The sequence below is a fragment of the Serratia sp. JKS000199 genome (genome assembly GCF_900215455.1).
Taxonomy (GTDB): domain Bacteria; phylum Pseudomonadota; class Gammaproteobacteria; order Enterobacterales; family Enterobacteriaceae; genus Serratia; species Serratia ureilytica.
Map to the genome: position 1 here is coordinate 4,460,377 of NZ_LT907843.1, position 21,707 is coordinate 4,482,083.

The 21,707-nt window shown below is 63.0% G+C and carries 19 protein-coding genes; 12 read left to right on the forward strand and 7 right to left on the reverse strand.

Features of this window, described 5'->3' with window-relative positions; all coding sequences use genetic code 11:
* Positions 1-11: 11 nt before the first annotated feature.
* Positions 12-1,940 carry a methyl-accepting chemotaxis protein gene (locus CPH57_RS21140; protein ID WP_033645116.1) on the reverse strand — a complete coding sequence of 643 codons (1,929 nt, stop codon included), beginning with the start codon at positions 1,938-1,940 and terminating at the stop codon, positions 12-14.
* 125 nt (positions 1,941-2,065) lie between these two features.
* Positions 2,066-2,686: a superoxide dismutase [Mn] gene (gene sodA / locus CPH57_RS21145; protein ID WP_004934003.1), complete on the reverse strand. Its 621-nt coding sequence runs from the start codon at positions 2,684-2,686 to the stop codon at positions 2,066-2,068.
* Between the two features lie 427 nt (positions 2,687-3,113).
* Here sodA and fdnG point away from each other — a divergent pair, with 427 nt between their 5' ends.
* The 8 genes from fdnG (at position 3,114) to selB (ending at position 13,365) form a co-directional block, all read left to right on the forward strand.
* On the forward strand, positions 3,114-6,161 hold the full coding sequence (gene fdnG / locus CPH57_RS21155; RefSeq protein WP_103101707.1) for a formate dehydrogenase-N subunit alpha: 3,048 nt from the start codon (positions 3,114-3,116) through the stop codon (positions 6,159-6,161).
* Between the two features lie 12 nt (positions 6,162-6,173).
* On the forward strand, positions 6,174-7,076 hold the full coding sequence (gene fdxH / locus CPH57_RS21160; protein WP_004934014.1) for a formate dehydrogenase subunit beta: 903 nt from the start codon (positions 6,174-6,176) through the stop codon (positions 7,074-7,076).
* Entirely contained in the window at positions 7,073-7,708 is a 636-nt protein-coding gene (gene fdoI / locus CPH57_RS21165) for a formate dehydrogenase cytochrome b556 subunit (protein ID WP_004934017.1), read from the forward strand. Before fdxH ends, fdoI begins: the two co-directional genes overlap by 4 nt.
* Positions 7,708-8,637: a formate dehydrogenase accessory protein FdhE gene (fdhE, locus tag CPH57_RS21170; protein WP_033645113.1), complete on the forward strand. Its 930-nt coding sequence runs from the start codon at positions 7,708-7,710 to the stop codon at positions 8,635-8,637. Before fdoI ends, fdhE begins: the two co-directional genes overlap by 1 nt.
* Before the next feature lie 114 nt (positions 8,638-8,751).
* Complete coding sequence (locus tag CPH57_RS21175) at positions 8,752-9,402, forward strand: DcrB-related protein (RefSeq protein WP_033645112.1); 651 nt, start codon at positions 8,752-8,754, stop codon at positions 9,400-9,402.
* A 40-nt stretch (positions 9,403-9,442) separates the two neighbouring features.
* Positions 9,443-10,048: a glutathione S-transferase gene (locus CPH57_RS21180; RefSeq protein WP_033645111.1), complete on the forward strand. Its 606-nt coding sequence runs from the start codon at positions 9,443-9,445 to the stop codon at positions 10,046-10,048.
* A gap of 69 nt (positions 10,049-10,117) precedes the next feature.
* A complete protein-coding gene (gene selA / locus CPH57_RS21185) occupies positions 10,118-11,512 on the forward strand; it encodes an L-seryl-tRNA(Sec) selenium transferase (RefSeq protein ID WP_096242702.1) in 1,395 nt (464 codons plus the stop codon).
* Positions 11,509-13,365 carry a selenocysteine-specific translation elongation factor gene (gene selB / locus CPH57_RS21190; protein ID WP_096242703.1) on the forward strand — a complete coding sequence of 619 codons (1,857 nt, stop codon included), beginning with the start codon at positions 11,509-11,511 and terminating at the stop codon, positions 13,363-13,365. Before selA ends, selB begins: the two co-directional genes overlap by 4 nt.
* Here selB and CPH57_RS21195 read toward each other — a convergent pair.
* A complete protein-coding gene (locus CPH57_RS21195) occupies positions 13,355-14,266 on the reverse strand; it encodes a LysR family transcriptional regulator (protein ID WP_033645108.1) in 912 nt (303 codons plus the stop codon). The two genes, selB and CPH57_RS21195, sit on opposite strands and share 11 nt — an antisense overlap.
* A 121-nt stretch (positions 14,267-14,387) precedes the next feature.
* Here CPH57_RS21195 and CPH57_RS21200 point away from each other — a divergent pair, with 121 nt between their 5' ends.
* Entirely contained in the window at positions 14,388-15,014 is a 627-nt protein-coding gene (locus CPH57_RS21200; protein ID WP_033645107.1) for a LysE family translocator, read from the forward strand.
* Positions 15,015-15,067: 53 nt separating this feature from the next.
* Here CPH57_RS21200 and CPH57_RS21205 read toward each other — a convergent pair whose 3' ends face one another.
* Entirely contained in the window at positions 15,068-16,315 is a 1,248-nt protein-coding gene (locus CPH57_RS21205; protein ID WP_033633516.1) for an MFS transporter, read from the reverse strand.
* A gap of 217 nt (positions 16,316-16,532) precedes the next feature.
* Here CPH57_RS21205 and CPH57_RS21210 point away from each other — a divergent pair, with 217 nt between their 5' ends.
* Complete coding sequence (locus CPH57_RS21210) at positions 16,533-17,525, forward strand: acyltransferase (protein ID WP_033645106.1); 993 nt, start codon at positions 16,533-16,535, stop codon at positions 17,523-17,525.
* On the opposite strand, the gene CPH57_RS21215 is transcribed toward CPH57_RS21210, so the two are convergent.
* The 3 genes from CPH57_RS21215 to CPH57_RS21225 all read right to left on the reverse strand — a co-directional run bounded on the left by CPH57_RS21215 (position 17,520) and on the right by CPH57_RS21225 (position 20,486).
* Positions 17,520-18,443 (reverse strand): GlxA family transcriptional regulator, encoded by a 924-nt coding sequence (locus CPH57_RS21215; protein WP_033645105.1) that lies wholly within the window; start codon positions 18,441-18,443, stop codon positions 17,520-17,522. The two genes, CPH57_RS21210 and CPH57_RS21215, sit on opposite strands and share 6 nt — an antisense overlap.
* Before the next feature lie 2 nt (positions 18,444-18,445).
* Positions 18,446-18,997, reverse strand: a complete 552-nt coding sequence (locus CPH57_RS21220; RefSeq protein WP_046688011.1) for an isochorismatase family protein — start codon at positions 18,995-18,997, stop codon at positions 18,446-18,448.
* Positions 18,998-19,097: 100 nt separating this feature from the next.
* Positions 19,098-20,486, reverse strand: coding sequence for an amidohydrolase family protein (locus tag CPH57_RS21225; protein ID WP_046688012.1), 1,389 nt, complete (start codon positions 20,484-20,486; stop codon positions 19,098-19,100).
* A gap of 208 nt (positions 20,487-20,694) precedes the next feature.
* Here CPH57_RS21225 and CPH57_RS21230 point away from each other — a divergent pair, with 208 nt between their 5' ends.
* Together CPH57_RS21230 and CPH57_RS21235 are read left to right on the forward strand one after the other, a co-directional pair.
* Complete coding sequence (locus CPH57_RS21230; protein ID WP_033645102.1) at positions 20,695-21,315, forward strand: nucleotidyltransferase domain-containing protein; 621 nt, start codon at positions 20,695-20,697, stop codon at positions 21,313-21,315.
* Positions 21,266-21,706, forward strand: coding sequence for a hypothetical protein (locus CPH57_RS21235; RefSeq protein ID WP_033645101.1), 441 nt, complete (start codon positions 21,266-21,268; stop codon positions 21,704-21,706). The genes CPH57_RS21230 and CPH57_RS21235 overlap by 50 nt, the downstream gene beginning before the upstream one ends.
* Position 21,707: the final 1 nt, after the last annotated feature.

Consider the following 21,707-nt stretch of genomic DNA (forward strand, 5'->3'; position numbering starts at 1 on the left):
GCCTGAGGGCGTCAGAAGGTGGTCCAGTTCTCTTCCGCTGCGGCGTTGGCGGCCGCGGGTTTTACGGCTGGCGCTTTCTGCGCAGCGGCTTTCACGGCGGCGGGTTCGGTCTGCTCCGCCAAACGGAACACCGAAACGCTCTGCAACAGCATGTCGGCCTGCTCTTCCAGTGAATCGGCGGCGGCGGCGGACTCTTCCACCAGCGCGGCGTTCTGCTGAGTGGTATGGTCCATTTCGACGATCGCCTGGCCAATCTGGGCGATGCCGCGCGTCTGTTCATCGGAGGCGGCGGCGATCTCGGCCATGATGTCGCGCACGTGGGTAACCGAGCGGACGATCTGCTCCATGGTATTGCCGGTGCTTTCCACCAGTTCGGTGCCGGTTTTCACCCGGCTGACCGATTCGGCGATCAGCCCTTCGATCTCCTTCGCCGCCTGGGCGCTGCGGCTCGCCAGGCTGCGCACTTCGCTGGCGACCACCGAGAAGCCGCGTCCCTGTTCGCCGGCGCGCGCCGCTTCCACCGCGGCGTTGAGCGCCAGGATGTTGGTCTGGAAGGCAATACCGTTGATCAGGGTGGTAATTTCTGCGATACGCTGTGAACTGCTGGAAATATCGCGCATGGTGCTGACCACGTTCTCCACTAGCTTGCCGCCCTGTTGCGCGGTCTGCGAGGCGTCGGTGGCCAGCTGGTTGGCGTGATGAGCATTGTCGGCGTTTTGTTTCACCGTGGCGGTCAGCTGTTCCATGCTGGCGGCGGTTTCCTCGACCGCCGCCGCCTGCTGCTCGGTGCGGGAAGAGAGATCGGTGTTGCCGGCGGCGATTTCCGCCGAGGCGGTGGAGACCTGGCTGACCCCCATCTGGATCTTCTCAATCATGGTGCGCAGATTTTGGCTCATCGCCGCCACCGCGTTCAGCAACTGCCCCAACTCATCGCGGCGGGTGCTGGTCTGCGCCTGGCGCAGATCGCCGCTGGCGATGCGTTCCGCCATCGCCAGCGTACTTTGCAGCGGACGGGTGATCTGCAGCGTGATGCGCCAGGCGATAAGCACTCCGGCGATAATCGCGATCAGGGTGGTGATGCCCATCTGCAGCTGCGCCAGGTTGATGTTGCTGCGCGTCTGCGCCAATTCGTCCTGCATAAAGGCGTTCACCAGCGTGCCGATCTCATGCGCGCGTTCACCGAGCTGTCGGCTGATCTGCTGCTCGTGCTCATAGGCCGGCAGGTAGGCCGCGATACGGTTTTTGTAATCGTCCAGGGCAGCCAGCAGCGGTTGCAGCTGCGGGCGCTGCGCGTCGCTGACCCGGCGGCTCAAGGCGTTGGCCGCGTCGCGCGCGTCGTCGATGGCCGCCATCAGCGGCGCTTCGGTTTCCTTGTTCAGGCTCAGCAGCAGACCGCGCGCGCCGTAGCGCACCTGGGTCAGCTTCTGGTTCAGCTGGATGAAGGCCAACTGCAGATCGCCGTTGGTGAGCTGGCGCTCCACTTGGCTCAGGCTGGCCTGCACTTCCGACATGTTCCAGCTCTGGCGCACCGCGTCTTTCGCCGAGACCGCCTGCTCAAAGATTTTTTGCTGTTGCTGATATTCCCCAATCAGCGTCACCAGACGCTGCAGATCCTTGCGGCTTTGGGCGTCCCAGTCCAACGTCTGGCCCTGGTCTATCAGTTTGACGGCGTTATCGATATTGGCGCGGTTGTTCTGCAGATACTCCGGCTGGTAGGTCTGGCCGTACATGGCGCGGTTGTATTTGGCCTGGTTGATCTCCTCGTTCAGCCGGTTGCTGAAGTCGATGCGATCGGCGCGGGATTCGATGATGTGCAGGTATTGCGCCCCGGTGCCGGCGATGACGACCGCCAACAGCAGCAACAGCGCGAAACCGAAGCCGAGCTTTTTACCTACGGTGAGATGGGTGAACTTTCCTGCCAATGCTTGCAATGCCGCCATAGCGTTTTTCCTTCTCCGGGCGAACGTCAATTGAACAAACCATCGGCAAGAAGTGGTCAAACTTTAGCGGATTTCAGGCAAAAAAATACCCGCCTGCGGCGGGCATCTTCATCAACGGGGGCGAATTACTTCTTCGCGGCGAAGCGTGCGGCCGCTTCGTCCCAGTTGACCACGTTCCAGAACGCCTTGATGTAGTCAGGGCGTTTGTTCTGATATTTCAGGTAGTAAGCGTGTTCCCACACGTCCAGACCGATGATTGGGAAACCGGAAGCGCCGGCGACGGCTTCGCCCATCAGCGGGCTGTCCTGGTTAGCGGTAGACACCACGGCCAGTTTGCCGTCTTTCAGCACCAGCCAGGCCCAACCGGAACCGAAGCGGGTGGCTGCGGCTTTCTCGAACTCTTCCTGGAATTTCTCAACGCTGCCGAAATCGCGCTCGATGGCCGCTTTCAGATCGCCGCCCAGCGTGGTGCCGGTTTTCAGGTTTTTCCAGAAGAAGCTGTGGTTGGCGTGGCCGCCGGCGTTGTTGCGCATGAAGGTGCGTTTGTCGGCAGGCACTTTATCCAGATCCTGGATCAGCTCTTCAACGCTGTATTTGGCCAGCTCAGGGTAGGCTTCCAGCACGGTGTTGGCGTTGTTGACGTAGGTCTGATGGTGTTTGGTGTGATGGATTTCCATCGTCTGCTTGTCGAAATGCGGTTCCAGTGCGTCGTAAGCGTACGGCAGGGATGGCAGTGAATAACTCATAATCATCATCTCCAGTGGTGTATGGGCGGCGCAAAGGGCGAGCACCGCGTAAGCAGTCGGATCATTATAGTTAATTAAATGATATTGAAAATGATTATCAATGCCCTGCTGACTGTGTGGTTAATGAACAAATCGCTGCGTTAACATACTGATAGAAAAGAGGCCTTGAGCGCCTCTTCATGCCTTGGCGCCGATGCGTTGGTTACTCTCTATACTGTAGAGAGCGCCGAGACTGCTGCGACGCCGAAATGTATCGAAATGTGCCAATGCGTTCACTGAATGAGCACGAGTGTGTAACAACCACAAGCACGCTGTGGTAATATCGCCGCGTCGCGTATCAGCATAACAATAGTGACATTAGCGCTCCGCCGTTTTGGCGAGGAGCGCCATTTGAACAATGTGACAATCGAGAGTAAAGGAGACCCCCATGCAGGTCAGCAGAAGGCAGTTCTTTAAGATCTGCGCTGGCGGTATGGCAGGAACGACGGTGGCCGCGCTGGGCTTTGCCCCCGAAGTGGCGTTGGCGGAAACCCGGCAGTACAAACTGCTGCGCGCCCGCGAGACCCGTAATACCTGTACGTATTGTTCCGTCGGCTGTGGGCTGTTGATGTACAGCCTTGGTGATGGCGCCAAAAACGCCAAAGAAAGCATTTTCCATATCGAAGGGGATCCGGATCACCCGGTAAACCGCGGCGCGCTTTGCCCGAAAGGCGCCGGCCTGGTTGACTTTATCCACAGCGAAAGCCGCCTCAAGTACCCGGAATACCGGGCGCCGGGGTCGGACAAATGGCAGCGCATCAGCTGGGACGACGCCTTTACCCGCATCGCCAAGCTGGTGAAAGAAGACCGTGACGCCAACTTCATCAAAACCAACGACCAGGGCGTTACCGTCAACCGTTGGCTGACCACCGGCATGCTGTGCGCCTCGGCCGCCAGCAACGAAACCGGTTTTCTGTCGCAAAAATTTAGTCGCGCTCTCGGCATGCTTGCCGTAGACAACCAGGCGCGTGTCTGACACGGACCAACGGTAGCAAGTCTTGCTCCAACATTTGGTCGCGGTGCGATGACCAACCACTGGGTTGATATCAAGAACGCGAATTTGATTATCGTCATGGGCGGTAATGCGGCGGAAGCGCATCCGGTGGGGTTCCGCTGGGCGATGGAAGCCAAAATACACAACAATGCCAAGCTGATCGTGATCGATCCGCGCTTTACCCGAACCGCATCGGTGGCGGACTTCTACACGCCGATCCGCTCCGGGACCGACATTGCTTTCCTGTCGGGCGTGTTGCTGTATCTGATGACCAACAACAAGTTTAACCGCGAGTACGTCGAGGCCTACACCAACGCCAGCCTGCTGGTGCGGGAAGACTTTGCCTTCGAAGACGGCTTGTTCAGCGGCTACGACGCGGAAAACCGCAAGTACGACAAAACCACCTGGAACTACCAGTTCGACGAGAACGGCTTCGCCAAGCGCGACGTCACGTTGCAGGATCCACGCTGCGTGTGGAACCTGCTGAAGCAGCACGTGAGCCGCTACACGCCTGACGTGGTGACCAACATCTGCGGCACGCCGAAGGACGATTTCCTCAAGGTGTGCGAATACATCGCCGAAACCTGCGTCGCGGATAAGACCGCTTCGTTCCTGTACGCCCTGGGCTGGACTCAGCACTCGGTCGGCGCGCAGAACATCCGCACCATGGCGATGATCCAGCTGCTGCTCGGCAACATGGGCATGGCGGGCGGCGGCGTCAACGCGCTGCGCGGCCACTCCAACATCCAGGGGCTGACCGATCTCGGCCTGCTGTCGCAGAGCCTGCCGGGCTACCTGACGCTGCCGTCGGAGAAACAGACCGATCTCGAGACCTACCTGAAGGCCAACACGCCGAAGGCGCTGCTGCCGGGCCAGGTGAACTACTGGGGCAACTACCCGAAATTCTTCGTCAGCATGATGAAGACCTTCTACGGCGACAAGGCGCAGAAGGACAACAGCTGGGGCTTTGACTGGCTGCCGAAGTGGGACAAGGGCTACGACGTGCTGCAGTACTTCGAGATGATGTCGCAGGGCAAGGTCAACGGCTACTTCTGCCAAGGCTTTAACCCGGTGGCGTCGTTCCCGAACAAAAACAAGGTGGTGGCTTCGCTGTCCAAGCTGAAGTTCCTGGTGACCATCGATCCGTTGAACACCGAGACCTCCAACTTCTGGCAGAACCACGGCGAGTTCAACGAGGTGGATTCCTCGCAGATCCAGACCGAAGTGTTCCGCCTGCCGTCCACCTGCTTCGCCGAAGAGAACGGCTCGATCGTCAACTCCGGCCGCTGGCTGCAGTGGCACTGGAAAGGCGCGGACGCCCCGGGTGAAGCGCTGAACGACGGCGAGATCCTGGCGGGCATCTTCAGCCGCCTGCGCGAGATGTATGCGCGCGACGGCGGCGCGGTGCCGGAACAGGTGCTGAACATGCGCTGGGACTACCTGACGCCGGACAACCCGGCCCCGGAAGAGGTGGCGCAGGAGAACAACGGCAAGGCGCTGGCGGATCTGCTGGATGCCGATGGCAAAGTGGTGGTGAAAAAAGGCGAGCTGCTCAGCTCGTTCGCGCAGCTGCGCGACGACGGCACCACCGCCAGCGGTTGCTGGATCTTCGCCGGCAGCTGGACGCCGGCCGGCAACCAGATGGCGCGGCGCGACAACGCCGATCCGTCCGGCCTCGGCAACACGCTGGGCTGGGCCTGGGCATGGCCGCTCAACCGTCGCATTCTGTACAACCGCGCCTCGGCGGATCCGCAGGGTAAACCGTGGGATCCGAAACGCCAGCTGCTGGAGTGGGACGGCGCCAAGTGGGTCGGGGCCGATATCCCGGACTACAGCACCGCCGCGCCGGGCAGCGACGTCGGGCCGTTCATCATGCAGCCGGAAGGCATGGGCCGCCTGTTCGCCACCGACAAGATGGCGGAAGGGCCGTTCCCTGAACACTATGAGCCGTTCGAAACGCCGCTCGGCACTAACCCGCTGCACCCGAACGTGGTGTCCAACCCGGCGGCGCGCGTGTTCAAGGACGATCTGGCGGCGATGGGCAAATCCGACAAGTTCCCGTACGTTGGCACCACCTATCGTCTGACCGAGCACTTCCACTACTGGACCAAGCACGCGCGGCTGAACGCCATCGCGCAGCCGGAGCAGTTTGTGGAGATCGGCGAAAAGCTGGCGGAGAAGAAGGGCATCAAGCAGGGCGATACCGTGAAGGTCAGTTCCAACCGTGGCTACATCAAGGCCAAGGCGGTGGTGACCAAGCGTATTCGCACGCTGCAGGTGCACGGCCAGGAAGTCGACACCATCGGCATCCCGATTCACTGGGGTTACGAAGGGGTGGCGAAGAAAGGCTTTATCGCCAACACGCTGACGCCGTTCGTCGGCGACGCCAATACGCAAACGCCGGAGTTCAAGGCGTTCCTGGTCAACGTGGAAAAGGTGTAACGGAGACGAATTATGGCCATGCAATCTCAAGACATCATTCGTAAATCCGCCACCAATGGCTTCACGCCGGCGCCGCGCGCCCGTGACCACCAGGAAGAAGTGGCCAAACTGATCGATGTCACCACCTGTATCGGCTGCAAGGCCTGTCAGGTGGCCTGTTCCGAATGGAACGACATCCGCGACGAAGTGGGGCACAACGTCGGGGTGTACGATAACCCCGCCGATCTGACCGCCAAGTCGTGGACGGTGATGCGCTTCTCCGAGGTGGAGGAAAACGGCAAGCTGGAATGGCTGATCCGCAAGGATGGCTGCATGCACTGCGCCGATCCGGGCTGCCTCAAGGCCTGCCCGTCGGAAGGCGCGATCATTCAGTACGCCAACGGCATCGTCGACTTCCAGTCCGAGCACTGCATCGGCTGCGGCTACTGCATCGCCGGCTGCCCGTTCGACGTGCCGCGCATGAACAAGGACGACAACCGGGTGTACAAGTGCACCCTGTGCGTCGACCGCGTGGACGTCGGCCAGGAACCGGCCTGCGTGAAAACCTGCCCGACCGGCGCCATTCACTTCGGCACCAAGGAAGCGATGAAGCAGGTGGCGGCGGATCGCGTTAGCGAGCTGAACACCCGCGGCTACCAGAACGCCGGTCTGTACGATCCGGCAGGGGTGGGCGGCACGCACGTGATGTACGTGTTGCACCACGCCGACAAACCGCAGCTGTACCACGGTTTGCCGGACAACCCGAGCATCAGCCCGGCGGTGACCTTCTGGAAGGGCGTGTGGAAACCCCTGGCGGCCATCGGCTTTGCCGCCACCTTCGCGGCCAGCGTGTTCCACTATGTCGGCGTCGGGCCTAACCGCGTCGAGGATGAGGACGAGCACGACGAGTCGCATGACGAGGAGACGCGCAAATGAGAAAGGAAAAGCCCATTCAGCGTTACAGCGCGCCGGAGCGCATCAACCACTGGATAGTGGCGTTCTGCTTCGTGTTCGCCGCCATCAGCGGGCTGGGGTTCTTCTTCCCCTCCTTCAACTGGCTGATGAACATCTTCGGGACGCCGCAGCTGGCGCGCATTCTGCACCCGTTTGTCGGGGTCATCATGTTCGCCGCGTTCCTGCTGATGTTCCTGCGCTACTGGAAGCATAACCTGATCAACCGGGAAGATATCGTCTGGGCCAAGAACATCCACAAAATCGCCATGAACGAGGAAGTGGGTGACACCGGGCGCTATAATTTCGGCCAGAAGTGCGTGTTCTGGGCGGCGATTATCAGCCTGGTGCTGCTGCTGGCCAGCGGCGTGGTGATCTGGCGGCCGTATTTTGCGCCGTCGTTCTCCATCCCGCTGATCCGCATCGCGCTGCTGGTGCATTCGCTGGCCGCGGTCGGCCTTATCATCGTGATTATGGTGCACATTTACGCCGCATTGTGGGTAAAAGGCACCATTACCGCGATGGTGGAAGGCTGGGTGCCGGCGGCCTGGGCCAAGAAACATCATCCGCGCTGGTACCGTGAGGTCCGCGAGAAACGACAGGAAGATAAACCCTGATGAGTATCCGCATCGTTCCTAAAGAGCAGTTAGGGGCACAGCGTGAGAAGTCCACAACGGCGGAGAACATCCCGCCGTTACTTTTCGCCAACCTGAAAAGCCTGTACAGCCGCCGCGCCGATCGTCTGCGTCAGCTGGCGGTCGACAACCCGCTGGGTGACTACCTGAACTTTGCCGCCGAGCTGGCGCAGGCGCAGCAGCATGCGTTGCACGATAACCCGCTGCAGCTCGATCTGAGTGAAGCGTTGGTGCAGGGCGCCGCCAGCGGCAAACCGCCGCTCGATCTGAGCGTGTTCCCGCGCAGCGAGCACTGGCGCAAGCTGCTGACGTCGCTGATCGCCGAGCTGCGTCCGCAGGCGCCGGAGCACATTCTGGTGGTGCTGGACAACCTGGAGAAGGCCTCGGCGCACGAGCTGGAGCTGATGGCCGACGCCTTGCTCAACCGCGAGTTCGGCAAGGTGGGCAGCGAGAAGGCGCCGTTCCTCTGGGCCGCACTGTCGCTCTATTGGGCGCAGATGGCCAGCCTGATCCCCGGCAAGGCGCGCGCCGAATACGGCGAGCAGCGCCAGTTCTGCCCGGTGTGCGGCAGCATCCCGGTTTCCAGCATGGTGCATATCGGCACCGTTAACGGCCTGCGCTACCTGCACTGCAACCTGTGCGAAAGCGAATGGCACGTGGTGCGGGTGAAGTGCAGCAACTGCGAGCAGACCCGCGATCTCAACTACTGGTCGCTGGACAGCGAGCAGGCGGCGGTGAAGGCGGAAAGCTGCGGCGACTGCGGCACTTACCTGAAGATCCTCTATCAGGAAAAAGACCCGCAGGTCGAAGCGGTGGCCGACGATCTGGCTTCGCTGGTGCTGGACGCCCGCATGGAAGAGGAAGGCTTCGGCCGCAGCAGCATCAATCCGTTCCTGTTCCCGGCGGAGTAACCGCCCGGCCCCGTTCGCACGGGGCCGGACAAGCAATTTCAGAACGGGCTTCTGGCATTCGCCCGGGCGAGTTGCTACGTTTAGGCCATGACGCGCCAAGCGAAAGGAACCACGATGTTAAACACCCTGGCAAAACTGACCGCGGTCGCCGTGTTGGCGATCGGACTGGCGGCCTGCGACAACAAGGACGACACCAAACCGGCGGTGCCGCCACCGGACACCAAGCCGACCGTGACGCAGCCCGCGCCACCGCCGCCGCCTGCGCCGGTAGAGGCCCCACCCGCGCCGCCGGGGCTGAACGTGTCGCTGCAGAAGGGCAAGATCACCTTCGAGTTGCCGCCGGGCTTTAGCGATCAAACGCTGAACAGCGGCATCGTCAATGACAGCACCTCCACCATCCAGCGCTTTCTTGACGGCAAGTCGCGCCAGAGCGCGGTTTCGTCCGAAGTGATCCCGCCGGACGGCATGAAGATCAATACCAGCGACAAAATGCTGAAAGAGCTGACGCAGAGCGCCATCACGGTGCTGGCCGAGCGCTATCAGAATATCCAGACCACCAAAGAAGAGAACTTCACCGTCGGCAAACAGAAGTTTCGCCGGGTGGATACCGAGCAGACCGTCAACGGCCAAAAGGTGGTGTCCACCCTGGTGTTGACGGTGTTCAACAAACGGGTGGTAACGCTGCAAATGCTGTCGCCGGCCAAAACGCCGGAAGTGCATCAGGCGCTGGTGCAGCGGATTATCGATACTCTGGCGGTGAAGTAAGGGCATTGCGCCGCGGCCAGGACGAAGCGGAGGAGACCGGATGAAGCTTATCGGCAGTTACACCAGCCCCTTTGTGCGCAAGATTTCCGTGATGCTGCTGGAGAAGGGGATCGCGTTTGAATTCGTCAACGATCCGCCGTATGAGCCCGGCAGCCGGGTGAAGGAGCAGAACCCGCTCGGCAAAGTGCCGGTGCTGATCGCCGATGACGGCGAGGTGTTTTACGACTCGCCGATCGTGGCCGAATACCTCGAACTGCTGACGGTGGAGCCGGCGTTTTTGCCGGCCGATCGCGCCGTGGCGCTGCGCGTCCGCCAGGTGGCGGCGCTGGCGGACGGCGTGACTGAGGCGGCGGCGACGCTGTACCGCGAAAGCCGGCGTGCGCCGGAAAAGCAGGACGAAAACTGGATGCTGCGCCAACGTGACAAGCTGACGCACGGTCTGGATGCGCTGGAGGCGCTGGCGCAGGAAAAAACGTGGCTCAATGCCGAGCGGCTGACGCTGGCGGATATCGCCACCGGCTGCGCGCTGGGCTACCTGAATTTCCGCCGCATCCTGCCCAACTGGTGCGTCCAACGTCCGGCGCTGGTCAAGCTGGCCGAACGCCTGTTCGCCCGCGAAAGTTTCGCCCGCACGGCGCCGCCCTGAACGTTCTTTTCTCCCCGCCGCGGCGGGGTTTTGCTATGCCGATACGTCTAAACTGAAAACCGAGCGACCATGAGCACTGAATCCCACCTTCTTTACAGCCAACTGCCCGCCATCGACCGCCTGCTGCGAGAACCCGCGATTGAACCGCTGGTGGCGCAGCATGGCCAGACGCTGATCGGCGAACTGCTGCGCCAGCTGCAGGCCGAGGCGCGCGACGCGATAAAACAGCAGCAACGTTTACCGGCCTGGTGCGGCGACTGGCCGCAGGCGCTGCGGGCCGAGCTGGCCCGGCAGCAGCGCCCGGCGTTATTGCCGGTGTTCAACCTCAGCGGCACTGTGCTGCACACCAACCTCGGGCGCGCCCTGCTGGCGCAGCCGGTGCAGGATGCGGTGAGCGCGGTGATGGGGGAGGCGGTGACGCTGGAGTACGATCTGGACGGCGCCGGGCGCGGCCATCGCGATCGGGCGGTGGCGAGTCTGCTGTGCCGGCTGACCGGCGCGGAAGACGCTTGCATCGTCAATAACAACGCGGCGGCGGTGCTGCTGATGCTGGCGGCGATCGCCCCCGGCAAAGAGGTGGTGGTATCGCGCGGCGAGCTGGTGGAGATCGGCGGCGCGTTCCGCATTCCCGACGTGATGCGCCAGGCCGGCTGTCAATTGGTTGAGGTCGGCACCACCAACCGCACCCATCTGAAGGATTACCGCCAGGCCATCAACGAGCAGACCGGCCTGTTGATGAAAGTGCACACCAGCAACTACAGCATTCAGGGCTTTACCGCGGCGGTCGATGAGGCCGAACTGGCGCTGCTCGGGGCCGAACAGGGCGTGCCGACCGCCACCGATCTGGGCAGCGGCTCGCTGATCGATATGGCGCAGTACGGCCTGCCCGCCGAACCGATGCCGCAGCGGTTGCTGGCCGCCGGCGTCGATCTGGTGACGTTCTCCGGCGATAAGCTGCTGGGCGGCCCGCAGGCCGGCATCATCGTCGGCAAAAAGGCGCTGATCGCGCGCCTGCAGCAGCACCCGCTCAAGCGCGCGCTGCGCGTCGGCAAGCTGACGCTGGCGGCCCTGGAGGCCACGCTGCGGCTTTATCTGCAGCCGGAAAAGCTGGCTGAGCAACTGCCGACGCTGCGGCTGCTGACCCGCCCGCAGCAGGAGATGCAACAGACGGCCGAGCGGCTGCTGACGGCGCTGACGCCACGGTTCACCGCCGATTTCGCGCTGCGCGCCGAACCGTGCTGGTCGCAGATTGGCAGCGGTTCGCTGCCGGTGGATCGTCTGCCCAGCTATGCGCTGACCTTCACGCCGCGCGACGGCCGTGGCGCTACGCTGGAAGCGCTGGCTGAACGCTGGCGCCGCCTGCCGCAGCCGGTGATCGGCCGCCTTGGCGACGGCCGGTTGTGGCTGGATCTGCGCTGTCTGGAACAGGAAGGGGCGCTGATCGACGCGTTGAGCGCATCATGATCATCGCCACCGCCGGCCATGTCGATCATGGCAAAACCACTCTGCTGCAGGCGATCTCCGGGATCAACGCGGATCGCCTGCCGGAAGAAAAGCGCCGCGGCATGACCATCGATCTGGGCTACGCCTACTGGCCGCAGCCGGACGGCCGGGTGCTGGGCTTTATCGACGTGCCCGGCCACGAAAAATTCCTCGCCAATATGCTGGCGGGCGTCGGCGGCATTGACCATGCGCTGCTGGTGGTGGCCTGCGACGACGGTGTGATGGCGCAGACCCGCGAGCATCTGGCGATCCTGCGCCTGAGCGGGCGGGCGGCGCTGACGGTGGCGCTGACCAAGGCCGACCGGGTGGAGGCGGCGCGTATCGATGAGGTGCGCGTTCAGGTGCGCGACGAGCTGGCGCGCCAGGGCTGGCCCGATGCGCCGCTGTTTGTCACCGCGGCGGCGGCGGGCGAGGGTATCGAGGCGCTGCGCGCGCATTTGCTGGCGCTGTCGCCCGGCGAGCATGCGCTGACGCGCCGTTTTCGTCTGGCGGTAGACCGTGCGTTCAGCGTCAAAGGGGCGGGGCTGGTGGTGACCGGCACCGCGCTCGGCGGCCGGGTGAAGGTGGGGGATACGCTGTGGCTGACCGGCGCCGACGCGCCGGTGCGGGTGCGCGGCCTGCATGCCCAGAATCAGACCGTGGAACAGGCGCAGGCCGGGCAACGCATCGCGCTTAACATCAGCGGCGATGTCGATAAAGACCGGATCGCGCGCGGCGATTGGCTGCTGGCGCAGCGCCCGCCGGAGGCGGCGGAACGCATTCTGGTGGCGCTTGAGACGGATCGGCCGATCCGCCATTGGCAGCCGCTGCATCTGCACCATGCCGCCAGCCACATCACCGGGCGCATTTCGCTATTGAACGACGGGCTGGCGGAACTGATCCTCGATCGTCCGCTGTGGCTGGCGGAGAACGATCGGCTGGTGCTGCGCGATATCGGCGCGCGGCAAACGCTGGGCGCGGCCCGGGTACTCAGGCTGAATGCGCCCAAGCGCGGCAAGCGCCAGCCGGACTACCTGGCCTGGCTGCAGGCCCTGGCGCAGGCGCAGGACGATGCGCAGGCGCTGGCGCTTGAGCTGCCGCACGGCGCGCTGTCGCTGGCGGCGTTTGCCTGGGCGCGTCAGTTGACCGACGACGGCCTGGCGGCACTGCTGGCGAACCGCGATCTGCTGATCGTCGGTGACCGGGCGCTGGCGCAGGATCAGGTGCAACAGGCGGAAAGCCGCCTGCTGCAGGTGCTGGCGGAGTATCACCAACAGCACGCCGATCAGCTGGGCTTAGGGCGCGCCCGCCTGCGGCGCATGGCCCTGCCTCAGCAGCCGGAAACGCTGGTGTTTATGATGATCGATCGGCTGCTGAAGGCCGGCGCGCTGCGCAATACGCGCGGCTGGCTGCATCTGCCGGAACACGGCCTGGCGTTCAGCGCCGACGAGGCGCCGCTGTGGGCGCGCATCGAGCCGCTGTTCGGCGACGAGCCGTGGTGGGTGCGCGATCTGGCGAGCGAGCTGGGCGAAGAGGAAAGCCGGGTGCGCGCGCTGCTGCGCAAGGCGGCTCAGCTGGGCCATGTGACGGCGGTGGTGGTGGATCGCTACTACCTCAGCCGACGCATCGATCAGTTCGCGGCGCTGATCCGCGAGCTGGATGCGGAGCGCGGGGGCGCCAACGCCGCCGATTTCCGCGATCGGCTCGGCGTCGGCCGCAAGCTGGCGATCCAGGTGCTGGAGTTCTTCGATCGCAGCGGCTTTACCCGCCGCAAGGGCAACGAGCATCTGCTGCGCGACGGCGGGTTGTTCGGTAGCGAGTCCCCTACCCGATAAACCTGACGGCGGCCCGGCTGACGTCGGGCGTTTGGGCGGCGAGAAACGCTTGTAAACGCTCGATCAGCGGCCGTTTCGCCGATTCCTCCGGCCAAACCAGATAGTAACCGTCGCCGGTGCGCACGGCGGCGTCACAGGGCACCGCCAATAACCCCTCCTCAATCGTCCGCAGGCTCAGCGCCAGATCGCCGATCGAGACGCCGTGCCCGGCGATGGCCGCCGCGTTGCCCTGTTCCAGCGAATCAAATACCTGGCCGCGCATAAGATCGATCGGGGTCGCGATGCCGCTTTTTTGCAGCCAGCGCCGCCAGTCGCGCCGATCGGGCGAAGGATGGAGCAGCGGGCAGGCGGCAAGATCGCGCTGCGCGTCGGCGAGCAGCGCAGGGGCGCAAATCGGGATCAGCCATTCGTCGAACAGTTTTACGGCGGCGGTGTTGGCGCCGAAATAGCCGTTGCCGAGCAGAATGGCGCAGTCGTAGGGTTCGCTGAAAAAGTCCACGTTGTCGATGTCCATCCACACGCTGGCTGCCTGCACTTCGAACGCCTGCGCCGTTTGCCGGAACCGGCTCAGGCAGTCCAGCAGCCAGCGCAGGGTCAGGGTAGAGGGCGCCTTCAGCCGCAGCAGATCGCGGTGGCTTCTGAACAGCTCGCAGGCTTGCTCGATGCGCGCAAACCCCTGCTGCAGCTCGGCGGCGAAGATTTTTCCCTGCGGGGTGACCTCGATGCGCGGGCCATTGCGCTGGAACAAGCGACAGCCAAAGTGCTGCTCCAGCGTTTTGATATGCTTGCTGACGGCGCTGGGGGTGAGATGCAGCGCGTCGGCGGCCAGCGTGAACGAGCCGGTGCGGGCGGCGCTTTCGAAGGCGCGCAGGGCGTAAAGCGGCGGAAGGGAACTGGCCATCGCGGCGTCTCTCAGGATGAGTCTGATTCACAGTAAACGACAGGATTACTCCTTTTTCAAGGCGGGGGCGGCGGCATCATAATGATCCGATGCCAACCGTTTGAATGTGAGTGAAATAAAGATGAACCTGTCGTTGCTGGCGGCGTATTTCGCCGCTATTTTCCTGCTTATCGCCACGCCGGGGCCGGTGGTGGTAATGGTCGCCAACACCGCGACGCGCTTTGGCGCCCGGCGGGCGCTGTGGACCGCGCTGGGCAGCAACGGGGCCTCACTGCTGCTGATCGGCATCGCTGCGCTGATCGTCACCGGGCTGTTCGCCGTCGAAAGGCGCATGCTGCAGGGGATCAGCCTGTTGGGCTGCTTGTTTATCGCCCGCATGGCGATCGCCTCGCTGTATGAGGATTTCTCCTCGCCGGCCCCCGATGCGCGGCCCGTTGCGCCGCCGCAAAAACGCTCGGCGATCGTGAACGGTTTTCTGGTGGGCATCGCCAACCCTAAGGACATCATTTTCTTCGTCGCCTTTTTTCCGCAGTTCATCGCCGTCACCCCCTCGGTCGGCGGCAGCCTGACGTTGCTGACCGCGCTGTGGGTGCTGATGGACTTCGCCATCTTGCTGGCCTATATCACCCTGCTGTCGGGAACGGCATTGCAGCGCGCGCGACGGGCGATCTCCGTCCTGTCGGCGTTGCTGTTGTTGGCGGTAGCGGTGGTGGGGGCGGGGTATGCGCTGGGGGGGCTGCTCGGCTGAAGCCGCATAAAAAACGCCGGTCGGGAAACCAGACCGGCGTTTTATCGTCGCGCTTATGCCGCGCCGTTCGGCTGCGGGGTGGGATCGCCGTTGCGGCGTTTGGCGAGGAACAGCGCCACCAACGTCAGCCAGCACAGGCCGCTGATGAGGTTGAACAGGTTGAACAGCCCGCTGCCGCCCCAGACGTAGGCGACCTTGGCCAGCTCGATGCCGACGGTGAACACCATCATGCTCAGCATGCCCATGGTGGCGGACACGGTGCCTTTGCTGACGTTGCTGGAGAACAGCGTCAGGCGGTACAGCCCGGCGTTGGCGAGGCCGATGCCGAAGGCGTACAGGCTCAGGCCGGCGGTCATCCACAGGTAGGCGTGGCTGGAGAATTGAGTCGCCAGCGCGGCGATCAGCAGCCCCAGAAGCATCGGGCCAGCGCCCAGCTTGATCAGGCGCTCCACGCTGTTTTTGCCGGTCAGGCGCGCCAGCGTCAGGTTGCCGAGGATCAGCGCGCCGAACACCGGGATCTGCAGCAGGCCGTAATCCAGCGTCGACAACGACTCCCCGCTGATCAGGATCACCGGCGACTGGGCGATCCAGGCCAGCAGCGGCAGGCTGGCGAAACCGATCGCCAGGGCGCCGCACAGGAAGCGGCGGTTGCCCAGCACCTGGCGGTAGTCGCGCCACAGGTTGGCGGCGGAGAACGCCTCGCCCTGCAGCGTGGCGGTCTCCGGCATGGCTTTCCACAGGCCGTAGAAGGCGATGGCCGCCAGCGCCGCAAACAGCACGAACATGCTTTGCCACGGTGCGACGTGGATCAGCGCCGCACCGGCCAGCGGCCCCAGCAGCGGGGCGATCAGCGCCACGTTAGCCATCAGGGCGGTGATTTTGATGCACACCGCCTCTTCGAACGACTCCTGAATCGTGGCGTAGCCGACCGCGCCGATAAAGCACAGGCCGATGCCCTGCAGGAAACGCATGGCGATGAACTGCTCGATGGTGGTGACCAGCAGGATCGCCAGGCAGGAGACGATAAAGAACGCTACCCCGGCCAGCATCACCGGGCGACGGCCGCGGCGATCCGACAGCGGCCCAAGCAGCCACTGCAGGAAGATGCCGCCGGCCAGATAGGCGGTCATCGAGGTGGGCACCCACTCTTCGCCGGCGTTGAAATCCGCCACGACGGCCAGCATGCCGGGCTGAATCATATCGTTGCCGATATAGGTGGCGAACTCGAACAGCACCAGACAAAGAGGGAATAAAAGCGCCTGCCGGCCCAAACGTGCCGCAGGTGGTAATGTCGTTTTCATATTATTGTACTGATAGTAAAAGAGAAAAAGGAACTGCCAGGGCGGGAAGCGCAAACTGAGCGAGTTATGGCGGCTATTTTGCCGCCAATTGTTCACCTTCGCAATCATAAGGTGTTGTTTAAGTGCATTCTGATATTTCGCTTTTGGGTTGTCGCCGAACGCCGTGCCCGATAACCTCTTCTTAACATATCAATATGACACAAGATCGGGCGAGCGTTTGAGCGAGAAAATCGGCTGGATAGACAACCTGCGGGCGATGGCGTGCATGATGGTGGTGATGATCCACGCCACCACCTATTACGTCACCAACGGCGCGGCGATAGGGTTGCACAACTGGGACATCGCCAACGTGCTGAACTCACTGTCGCGCGTGTCGGTGCCGCTGTTCTTCATGATTTCCGGCTACCTGTTCTTCGGCGAAAAGAGCGCCGGCCGGCGGCATTTCACCCGCATCCTCTGCTGCATTCTGTTCTACAGCGCCATTGCGCTGATCTATATCGCGGCTTTCACCAAGATCGGTTTCTGGCCGTCGCTGCGCGGCATCCTGCAAAAGCCGGTGTTCTATCATCTGTGGTTTTTCTACGCCATCGCGGTGATTTACCTGCTGTCGCCGCTGATTAGCGTCAAACCGGTATCGCGCCGCTACCTGGCCGCCGCGCTGGTGATGTTGGCGGCGATCGCCAACCCGAATACCGATAAGCTGACCTTCGGCAACGCGCATCTGCTGCCGGTTAACCTGTATATCTACGGCGATACCTTCTACTACCTGCTGTATGCGTTGGCCGGACGGGCGATTGGCATGATGGAGGCGCGCGGGCGCGCCGTGGGCTGGTTGGCGGCGTTGGGATTTGCGCTGTGCGTGGCGCTGATCGCGCGCGGCACCAAACATCAGCTGTTCATCAACGGCAACTTCGCCGATACCTACTACATCTACAGCGGCCCGCTGGTGTTTATGGCGGCGGTGGCGCTGCTGGTGTGGGTGAAACACTGTCTGCCGCAGCCGATCGGCTGGCTGAGCGTATTTTCCCGCCATTCGCTGGCGATCTACGGTTTTCACGCCCTGATCGTCAACGTGATGCGCAGCCGGCACCTGGACTTCACCGGCCACCCGCTGCTGGATATCTTCTGGGTGTTCGGCGTGGCGCTGGGGGGCAGCCTGCTGCTGTCTGTCGGCCTGCAGCGGCTGGATACCCGCCGGCTGGTGTCATAGCGGCGAGGGTTGGCGCTGCTGGGCGCGGCGCAGCTGCCGCCCGGAGGAAAAACCGGCCGCCAGCGCGGCCTTCTCCAAGCCATATCCTTGCTGCAGGCGCTGTTGCGCCACCGCCAACCGCAGCTGCTCATGATATTCCCGCACGCTGATGCCGACGTGGCTGCGAAACAGCCGCGCCAGGTGGCGGCTGCTGACGTGCGCCTTCTCCGCTATCTGCGGCACCGACCAGTCGGCCTCCGGCTCGGCGGCCATCACGTCCTGCGCGCGGTGCACCGCCGGGTGCAGGTGGTTGCGGTAGCGCAGCCAGGGCGACAGTTGCGGATCGTCCCCGGCGCGGCGGAAATAGACCACCATATCGCGGGCGACGTCGCGCGCCCGGCCGGAGCCGCAGTGGCGGTGGACCAGGTGCAGCGCCAAATCGATGCCGGTGGTGATGCCCGCGCTGGTGTAGACGCCGCGGTCTTCGACGAAGATGCGGTTCTCTTTCACCTGCGCCGCCGGCGCCTGCAGGCGGATACGTTCGATGACGTCGTGGTGGGTGGTGCACTGATAGCCGTCGAGCAGCCCGGCCTGCGCCGCCAGCAGCGCGCCGGAACAGATGCACACCAGGGTGATGCGCTGCCGTTGCAGATCGGGCCGCAGCGTCGCCAGCCAGCGGCGCGCCTGCTCGGCCTCCTCTCCGGCGAAATAGCGCTGCGAATCGCCGACGCCCGGCAGCACCAGGATGGCGCCGTCTTCCAGGCGCTCGGGCAACGGCTGCAGGCCGCTCAGCGTCATGCCGATGGAGCAGACGATCTGCGGCGCCGGGCTGAGGTAACGCAGGCTGAACTGCCCGGCGAGGCGCAGGGTTTCCGCCGGGCCGCTGACGTCCAGCGACAGCACGTTGGGCAACAGCAGAAAATAGACGGCCTGCGACATGGTTACTCCTGTGCGAGTTGCGCCAGCGCCTCATCCACGCTGGCGATGCGGGCGAAACGATCGACCAGTACGGTTTCAGTATGCCGCTTCAACTGCGCGGGGGTAAAGACTTCGCCGCCGGGATGGCGCATCGGGAAGGTTAACGTCGCCTCAGTGACGAAAGTCACCCGATAACCGAGATCGGACGCCACCCGGGTGGTGGTTTCGCAGCACTGCTCGGTGCGGATGCCGGAGACGATCAGGTGGTTGATGTCCCGCTCGCGCAGCCAGGCGTTGAGGCCGGATTCGGTCAGCGCATTGTGCACATGCTTGTGTATGGTGATATCCGCCTGGTGGGTGAGGAACGGCAGGCGCTGCACATGGCCCGAAGCCAGTGAGAACGGCCCTTGCGGCGAAACGTGCAGCACGTCGACCAGGGCCGCGCCGCGCTGTCGGCAGCCCGCGATCAGGCGGGTCAGCGCCTGTTGAAACGCCGGCAGATCGTCCTCCTGCCAGAATGGACGGTGCTGGAATGATTGCTGGACATCGATGATCAATAACGCGCTCTGTGACATTTTCGGCCCTCCGCCAGTGTGTGTAGCGACCATCTTGCGCCGCGCCTTACTCTGGCAGAAGGCCAAAAACGGCCATCATGATGACAACAACGGACCGACCTTAGGCTTTGCTCACCTGGCCGGCGACCAGGCGCCCCTGATGGAAGGTGGCGCTGCGCGCCGGCAGACGGGCGACCGCCTCGGCGGAACAGCTGGCGTTGACCAGCACGAACTCGGCGGCATCGCCGGCTTTCGGCCAGGCGCGCTGCCCCTTATCGTCCAGCGGCAGCACGCCGCCGGTGGAGATGGCCATGGCGCGCGACAGGTGATACTCGTCGGAACCGCGGTACAGCTGGGCGTACAGATTGGCCTTCTCCAGGATGTCGCCGGTGCCGAACGGCGACCAGTGGTCGATCACGCTGTCGGTGCCGGTCATCACGAACACCCCTTTCTCACTGAGCTGCGGCAGCGGCATCATCAGGCCGCCGATCGGCACCGTGGAGGCGATGGTGATCTGCTGCGCCGCCAGCCGGGTGGCGGTTTCCGCCAGTTCGCCCGGCGTCAGCGTGGTCAGGGCGAAAGCGTGGCTAATGGTGACCTTGCCGCGCAGCGCTGGGTTTTTCTCCACGGTGGTGATCATGTAGTTGATGGCGGCGACCCCGGCCGGGCTGGTTTCATGCAGGTGGATATCCACGCCTTTGCCGGTATCGAGGGCGATCTGGAACATGGCGTCGAGCGATTTCTCCATCGCGCCGTCGACGTTGGTCGGATCCAGCCCGCCGACGTACTGCACGCCCATCTGCATCGCTTCGCGCATCAGCGCATCGACCCTGGAGTGCAGCAGGCCGTGCTGCGGGAAGGCGACGATTTCACAGCTGAAGTCCGCCCGGTGGTTTTCCAGCGCGCGCTGCAGGTGCTCCAGGCTTTTCAGGCCGCTGACCGGATCGATATTGCAGTGGCTGCGTGCCACGGTGCTGCCTTTGGACTGCAGCAAGGCGATCAGGTTTTCCGCCCGTTGCTGCGAGGTGGGCAGCAGTGTCGGGATCAGTGTCTGCTCCAGCGCGATCATGTCCATGATGGTTTTGCCCTGGCGCGGGCGCGGCGCCTGCCACGGGCCGCTGTAGAAGGTTTTATCCAGGTGGATGTGCATATCGCGAAATGCCGGCAGCAGCAGCCGGCCCTGCGCCTTATAGCGGGGCACGCCGGCCGGCAACGCGGCGTTGGCGGCGTGAATGGCGGCGATCTTGCCGTCTTTGATCTCCAGGGTGTACAGCGCGGTGCGGGTGTCGATCACCGTTTCACCGTCGTATTCAAAGCCGTCTTCCAGCCGCACCTCGCTCAGGCAGTAGTGGCGATCGGTCAGGGTCATCGGCGTTGGCGCACACGGCTCGCCGCCAGGCGAAGCGGCCTGCGCCATGCCGCCGGTCAGGCCGATCACTGCGCAAGCGGTGGTGAGTTTGCCGGTTTGGCTGAGGAAGGCTCTGCGGCCCGGTTGTTGAGGGTTTTCCACGTTCGGTTCCTTAATCCAGAGGTGAGGTGGGTGAAAACATCCCCCAATTTAGGAGAGGAACCGGCCGGTTGGCAGCGACATTTGCCACTGGTGACTATTCGATTTGGTAATGACCGGCGTGCGCCGGGGCAAGGATTTTCCTGGCTTGCTCTTTCGTAGCTTTAATGGCTACATTTGTAGTCATTAAAGCTACATTGAGGTCAGCGTTATGCACGATCCGATGCTCGAGTTGCTGTTCAGCGAATACCGTAGAAAAGTGCTAAGCCTGCTGTTTATTGAAGCCGGGCGTGCGTTTCATGTGCGAGAAATTGCGCGGCGCACCGCAACTCAGGCCGGCACTTTACATAAAGAGTTGAGCAGGTTGGCGGAGAGCGGCATCTTGCTCAGGCAGCGGCAGGGCAACCAAATTTGCTATCAGGCCAACGCCGATTGCCTGATTTTCCCTGAGCTGGCGGCGATTTTCCGCAAGGTTTGCGGGCCGGCGGAGTGCTTAAGGCAGACATTGGCAGCGTTTGGCGAAGCTATTGAACGCGCTTTTATTTTTGGTTCTGTCGCCAGTGGCAAAGCGACGGCGGCCAGTGATATCGATGTTCTGATCGTCGGCAAACTGTCTTTTGCGGAGGTGATTCAGGCGGTTTACCCGCTGCAGGCAACGCTGGGTCGGGAAATTAACCCCAAACTGTATTCGCCTGAAGAGTGGCGAGCGGCTTTGGCCGAGAACTCCGCGTTTATTCAGGACATTATGGATAAACCCCAACTCTGGATTGTGGGAGACAAGGATGACGCTGGACAATCTGGTCGGGCTGGGACTGGAGGTGATAACGCCTGACGCGGGGGCGATTAAAAAATTGCTGGCCGCCGCCGCTCGCAACCGACGCGATGCGGGTATCACTCAGCTTAGCAATGAGAGCCGTTTCGACACGGCATATAAGGCGGTCATGCAAATGGCGAATGCCGCTTTACAAGCCAAAGGATACCGCACGCTGACCAGCAAACCCGGCCATCACCAGATCATGATCCAATCGTTGCCGCTCACCGTAGGGCTGCCGCGAGAGGAAATGATCTGCCTGGATGCATTGCGAAAACAGCGCAACGTGGCGGATTATTCCGGCGACTTGGTGACGGACGCGGCGGTACAGGCTTGCCTTGAGCAGACAGAAGCGCTGTGGGTACGGATTATCGACTGGCTGCAGCGCGAACATCCGCAGATAGTGGCGTAAG

Bases quoted from the DNA above. Each gene is read 5' to 3' on its own strand.
- CPH57_RS21140 (WP_033645116.1), bottom strand. From the start codon at position 1,940: ATGGCGGCATTGCAAGCATTGGCAGGAAAGTTCACCCATCTCACCGTA.
- CPH57_RS21200 (WP_033645107.1), top strand. From the start codon at position 14,388: ATGAACCTGTCGTTGCTGGCGGCGTATTTCGCCGCTATTTTCCTGCTT.
- CPH57_RS21230 (WP_033645102.1), top strand. From the start codon at position 20,695: ATGCACGATCCGATGCTCGAGTTGCTGTTCAGCGAATACCGTAGAAAA.
- CPH57_RS21235 (WP_033645101.1), top strand. From the start codon at position 21,266: ATGACGCTGGACAATCTGGTCGGGCTGGGACTGGAGGTGATAACGCCT.
- CPH57_RS21220 (WP_046688011.1), bottom strand. From the start codon at position 18,997: ATGTCACAGAGCGCGTTATTGATCATCGATGTCCAGCAATCATTCCAG.
- CPH57_RS21195 (WP_033645108.1), bottom strand. From the start codon at position 14,266: ATGGCCAGTTCCCTTCCGCCGCTTTACGCCCTGCGCGCCTTCGAAAGC.
- selB (WP_096242703.1), top strand. From the start codon at position 11,509: ATGATCATCGCCACCGCCGGCCATGTCGATCATGGCAAAACCACTCTG.
- CPH57_RS21180 (WP_033645111.1), top strand. From the start codon at position 9,443: ATGAAGCTTATCGGCAGTTACACCAGCCCCTTTGTGCGCAAGATTTCC.
- selA (WP_096242702.1), top strand. From the start codon at position 10,118: ATGAGCACTGAATCCCACCTTCTTTACAGCCAACTGCCCGCCATCGAC.
- fdhE (WP_033645113.1), top strand. From the start codon at position 7,708: ATGAGTATCCGCATCGTTCCTAAAGAGCAGTTAGGGGCACAGCGTGAG.
- sodA (WP_004934003.1), bottom strand. From the start codon at position 2,686: ATGAGTTATTCACTGCCATCCCTGCCGTACGCTTACGACGCACTGGAA.
- CPH57_RS21175 (WP_033645112.1), top strand. From the start codon at position 8,752: ATGTTAAACACCCTGGCAAAACTGACCGCGGTCGCCGTGTTGGCGATC.
- CPH57_RS21205 (WP_033633516.1), bottom strand. From the start codon at position 16,315: ATGAAAACGACATTACCACCTGCGGCACGTTTGGGCCGGCAGGCGCTT.
- fdoI (WP_004934017.1), top strand. From the start codon at position 7,073: ATGAGAAAGGAAAAGCCCATTCAGCGTTACAGCGCGCCGGAGCGCATC.
- CPH57_RS21215 (WP_033645105.1), bottom strand. From the start codon at position 18,443: ATGTCGCAGGCCGTCTATTTTCTGCTGTTGCCCAACGTGCTGTCGCTG.
- fdxH (WP_004934014.1), top strand. From the start codon at position 6,174: ATGGCCATGCAATCTCAAGACATCATTCGTAAATCCGCCACCAATGGC.